Genomic DNA, 4,833 nt, shown 5'->3' on the forward strand with positions numbered 1-4,833 from the left:
CGGGAGGCGGCGCGGGTGATGATCGCCCAGGGGCTGGGCGGGGACGTCGTCTACATCGCCTCGAAGAACGCCGTGTTCGCCGGTCCGAACAACATCGCGTACTCCGCGACCAAGGCCGACCAGGCGCATCAGGTGCGGTTGCTGGCCGCCGAGTTGGGCGAGCACGGCATCCGCGTCAACGGGGTCAACCCGGACGGCGTGGTGCGCGGGTCGGGGATCTTCGCCGGGGGGTGGGGGGCGCAGCGGGCCGCCGTGTACGGGGTGGAGGAGTCGAAGCTGGGTGAGTTCTACGCGCAGCGGACCATCCTCAAGCGCGAGGTGCTGCCCGAGCACGTGGCGAACGCGGTGTTCGCGCTGACGGGTGGCGAACTCACCCACACCACCGGACTGCACGTGCCCGTCGACGCGGGTGTGGCGGCCGCGTTCCTGCGATGAGCGGTGGTGTGAAGGCGTACGCGGCGGTCGACCTGGGCGCGTCCAGCGGGCGGGTCATGGTCGGGCGGGTGGGGCCGGACTCGCTGGAGCTGACCGAGGCGCACCGGTTCGCGAACCGGCCGGTGCGGGTTCCCGAGGGGCTGCGCTGGGACGTACTCGCCCTGTACGCGGGGGTGTTGGACGGTCTGCGGGCGGCAGGCGCGCACTGCGGTGGAGCACTCGGCTCCGTCGGTATCGACAGCTGGGCCGTGGACTACGGCCTGCTGGACGCCGACGGGGCGCTGCTCGGCAACCCGGTGCACTACCGGGACACCCGCACGGAGGGTGTCGCCGAGAAGGTGTGGGCGACGGTGCCGGCGGCGGAGCTGTACGCCCGCACCGGGCTCCAGTACGCGCCCTTCAACACCCTCTACCAACTGGTCGCCGCCCGGTCGGGCGCCCAGTTCGCCCATGCCGAGCGGCTGTTGCTCGTCCCCGACCTGCTGTCGTACTGGCTGACGGGCGAGCAGGGCACCGAGTTGACCAATGCCTCCACCACCCAGCTGATCGACCCCAGGACGCGCGACTGGTCGTACGAGGTCGCGGACCGGCTGGGGATCGACCTCGGGCTGTTCGCTCCGCTGCGGCGGCCCGGGGATCCCGCGGGGATGCTGCTGCCCGGGGTGCTGGAGGAGACGGGGCTGACCGGGCCGGTGCCGGTGACCGCGGTCGGCTCGCACGACACGGCGTCGGCGGTGGCCGCCGTACCGGCGCTCGGCGAACGGTTCGCCTACATCTGCACCGGTACCTGGTCGCTGGCCGGGCTCGAACTGACGGAGCCCGTGCTGACCGAGGAGAGCCGGGCCGCCAACTTCACCAACGAACTGGGGCTCGACGGCACGGTCCGCTATCTGCGCAACATCATGGGGCTGTGGCTGCTCCAGGAGTGCGTACGGGCCTGGGGCGACCCGGACCTGGGCGGGCTGCTGCGGGAGGCGGCCGGCGTGCCGGCGCTGCGCTCGGTGGTGGACGCGGGGGACGCCGGGTTCCTGGCACCCGGGCGGATGCCGGAGCGGATCGCCGAGGCGTGCCGGGCCTCCGGGCAGCCGGTGCCGCGGACGCCAGGCGAGATCACCCGGTGCATCCTCGACTCGCTGGCGCTGGCCCACCGGCGGGCGGTCGCCCAGGCGCAACGGCTCGCCGACCACCCGGTGGACACGGTGTACGTGGTGGGCGGGGGCACCCGCAACGCGCTGCTCTGCCAGCTCACCGCCGACGCCTGCGGGCTGCCGGTGGTGGCGGGGCCGGCGGAGGCGGCGGCCCTCGGGAACGCGCTGGCCCAGGCTCGTGCGCACGGTGTCGTCGGCGATCTGGCCGACATGCGGCGGCTGCTCACCCGCACCCAGCCGCTGACCCGGTACGCGCCACGCGGCGGCACCGCCCGCTGGGAGGCGGCCGAGGCACGACTGGCCGCCCGCTGACGGGGCGGCGGCCGGTAGGTCGGGGACGACTCCCGCCCCGCCACACCGTGACCGGGTCTCCCCCAGACCGAACCGGCCCATTAGTCTGCACTCATCCGATGATCGACCTCTAGGAGCCGCGATGCGTGTCGCTCTCTTCCTGACCTGCGTCAACGACACGCTCTATCCGGACACCGGCCGCGCCGTGGTGAAACTCCTGACCAGACTGGGCGTCGAGGTCGACTTCCCGATGGCGCAGACCTGCTGCGGGCAGGCCCACTACAACACCGGATACCGTCATGAGGCGGAGCCGCTGGCCCGGCATTTCTCCGATGTATTCGGTGAGTACGAGGCGATCGTGACCCCGTCCGGGTCGTGCGGCGCGATGGTGCGGGAGCTGTATCCGAGGATGGGCGACCGGGCACGGGCGGAGGGGCGCGGCGGCGGGCTGGCCGCGGCGCTGGCGCCGGTGGTGCCGAAGACGTACGAGCTGACGGAGTTCCTGGTGGACGTCCTGGGGGTGACGGACGTCGGGGCATATTATCCGCACTATGTCACATACCACCCGACCTGCCACGGGTTGCGGAGTCTGGGGCTCGCCGACCGCCCCCGCCGCCTCCTCCAGGCCGTGCGGGGGCTGGAGTTGGCGGAACTGCCGGGCGCCGAGGAGTGCTGCGGGTTCGGCGGCACGTTCGCGGTGAAGAACTCCGACGTGTCGGCGGCCATGGGTACGGACAAGGTGCGCAACGCCGAGTCGACGGGCGCGGAGGTGCTGTGCGCGGCCGACAACTCCTGTCTGATGCACATCGGCGGCACCATGACCCGGCTCGGCAGCGGGCTGCGGCCGGTGCACATCGCGGAGATCCTGGCCAGCACCGAGGAGGACCCGGCCGTATGAGCGGGACGTTCGTAGGGATGCCGGCCTTTCCGGCCGCCGCGCATGAGGCCGTCAATAACCGGACCCTGCGCGGGAATCTGCGCCATGCCACCCACACCATCCGTGCGAAGCGGGCCAAGGCCGTCGCCGAGGTGTCGGACTGGTCGGCGCTGCGCGAGGCGGGCAAGCAGATCAAGGACCACACGCTCCGTCATCTCGACCGCTATCTGGTCCGGTTGGAGGAGTCGGTGACGGCGGCGGGCGGCACGGTCCACTGGGCCGCCGACGCCGACGAGGCGAACCGGATCGTCACCGAACTGGTCAGGGCGACCGGCGAGTCGGAGGTCGTGAAGGTCAAGTCGATGGCCACCCAGGAGATCGGCCTGAACGAAGCTCTGGAGGCCGCGGGCATCCGGGCTTACGAGACCGATCTCGCCGAGCTGATCGTGCAGTTGGGCCACGACCGGCCCTCGCACATCCTGGTCCCCGCCATCCACCGCAACCGGGGTGAGATCAGGGACATCTTCGCGAGGGAGATGGGCGAGTGGGGGCGCCCCGCGCCCGAGGGCCTCACCGACACCCCGGCCGAGCTCGCGGAGGCGGCCCGGCTCCACCTCCGGGAGAAGTTCCTGCGCGCGAAGGTCGGCATCTCCGGCGCCAACTTCATGGTCGCCGAGACCGGCACCCTGGTCGTCGTGGAGTCCGAGGGCAACGGCCGGATGTGCCTCACCCTCCCCGAGACGCTGATCTCGGTCGTCGGCATCGAGAAGACCGTGCCGAGCTGGCGGGACCTGGAGGTCTTCCTGCAGACCCTCCCCCGCTCCTCCACCGCCGAGCGGATGAACCCGTACACCTCCACCTGGACCGGCACCACCGACGGCGACGGCCCGCGGACCTTCCACCTGGTCCTGCTCGACAACGGCCGCACCGACACCCTCGCCGACGAGGTGGGCCGCCAGGCCCTGCGCTGCATCCGCTGCTCCGCCTGCCTGAACGTCTGCCCGGTCTACGAGCGGGCCGGCGGCCATGCCTACGGCTCGGTCTACCCGGGCCCGATCGGCGCCATCCTCAGCCCGCAGCTGCGGGGCACCGCGAGCGAGATCGACGCCTCGCTGCCGTATGCCTCGTCGCTGTGCGGGGCCTGCTACGAGGTCTGCCCGGTGGCCATCGACATCCCCGAGGTACTGGTGCACCTGCGCGAACGGGTCGTCGAGGGCGGCGAGGCGGTCCGGAACGGCAACAAGGTGCTGCTCAAGCCTGCCAAGGGCCACGCGGCCGAACGGGCGGCGATGCGTGCGGCCCGCTGGGCGTTCTCCCACCCGGCCGCCCTGCGCACCGGCCAGCGGCTCGCGTCCCGAAGCCGCCGCCTGCATCCCCGTACGCTGCCGGGCCCCGGCCGGGCGTGGACCGCGACCCGGGACCTGCCCGCCGTACCGGCGGAGCCGTTCAGGGACTGGTGGCAGCGGACCGGCGGCGGAAAGGGCGGAGCCAAGTGAGCAGCAGGGAGCGGATCCTGGGCCGGGTGCGGCGGGCACTGGACGGGGTACGGGACGAGGACCCGCCGGTCGAGCGGGCGTACCTGCGCGAGCACGGGCAGCGGAGCATCGCGGAGACGGTGGACCTCCTCGCCGAGAACCTGGCGGACTACCGGGCGCTCGTGCACCGCTGCACGGACCGCGAACTGGCCGCCACGATCGGGCGGTTGGTCGCCGAGCGCGGTTCGAGGTCGGTGGCCGTGCCCACCGGGCTCCCCCCGGGGTGGCTCGCGGCGACCGAGGCCGAGCAGGTCGCGGACAGTGCCGGGAGCACCCCGCACGAACTGGACCGGGTCGGCAGCGTGGTCACCGGCTGTGCGGTGGCGATCGCCGAGACCGGCACGATCGTGCTGGACGGCGGCCCCGACCAGGGCCGCCGCCGGCTCACCCTCGTCCCCGACCACCACATCTGTGTCGTACGGGTCCCGGACCAGGTCGTGTCCTCCGTGCCCCAGGCCCTCGAACGGCTCGACCCGGCCCGCCCGTTGACCTGGATCTCCGGCCCTTCGGCCACCAGTGACATCGAGCTGGACCGGGTCGAGGGGGT

Annotated in this window: 5 protein-coding genes; all 5 read left to right on the forward strand. The window is 72.6% G+C overall.

Annotated features, from left to right (window positions below):
• A partial coding sequence (locus ACGF5O_RS48905) for an SDR family oxidoreductase (RefSeq protein WP_393816421.1) occupies nt 1-435 on the forward strand: 435 nt, incomplete at its 5' end.
• Nucleotides 432-1,895, forward strand: coding sequence for a rhamnulokinase family protein (locus ACGF5O_RS48910; RefSeq protein WP_393816422.1), 1,464 nt, complete (start codon nt 432-434; stop codon nt 1,893-1,895). The genes ACGF5O_RS48905 and ACGF5O_RS48910, both read left to right, overlap by 4 nt.
• Before the next feature lie 121 nt (nt 1,896-2,016).
• Complete coding sequence (locus tag ACGF5O_RS48915) at nt 2,017-2,772, forward strand: (Fe-S)-binding protein (protein ID WP_393816423.1); 756 nt, start codon at nt 2,017-2,019, stop codon at nt 2,770-2,772.
• Nucleotides 2,769-4,247 (forward strand): LutB/LldF family L-lactate oxidation iron-sulfur protein, encoded by a 1,479-nt coding sequence (locus tag ACGF5O_RS48920; protein WP_393816424.1) that lies wholly within the window; start codon nt 2,769-2,771, stop codon nt 4,245-4,247. The genes ACGF5O_RS48915 and ACGF5O_RS48920 overlap by 4 nt, the downstream gene beginning before the upstream one ends.
• Nucleotides 4,244-4,833 (forward strand): lactate utilization protein C (locus ACGF5O_RS48925; RefSeq protein WP_393816425.1); only part of this gene is annotated, 590 nt, incomplete at its 3' end. The genes ACGF5O_RS48920 and ACGF5O_RS48925, both read left to right, overlap by 4 nt.

Origin of the sequence: Streptomyces sp. NPDC048291, assembly GCF_043201715.1 — a bacterium.
In the GTDB taxonomy this organism is placed as follows: domain Bacteria; phylum Actinomycetota; class Actinomycetes; order Streptomycetales; family Streptomycetaceae; genus Streptomyces.

Bases quoted from the DNA above. Each gene is read 5' to 3' on its own strand.
- ACGF5O_RS48910 (WP_393816422.1), top strand. From the start codon at position 432: ATGAGCGGTGGTGTGAAGGCGTACGCGGCGGTCGACCTGGGCGCGTCC.
- ACGF5O_RS48915 (WP_393816423.1), top strand. From the start codon at position 2,017: ATGCGTGTCGCTCTCTTCCTGACCTGCGTCAACGACACGCTCTATCCG.
- ACGF5O_RS48920 (WP_393816424.1), top strand. From the start codon at position 2,769: ATGAGCGGGACGTTCGTAGGGATGCCGGCCTTTCCGGCCGCCGCGCAT.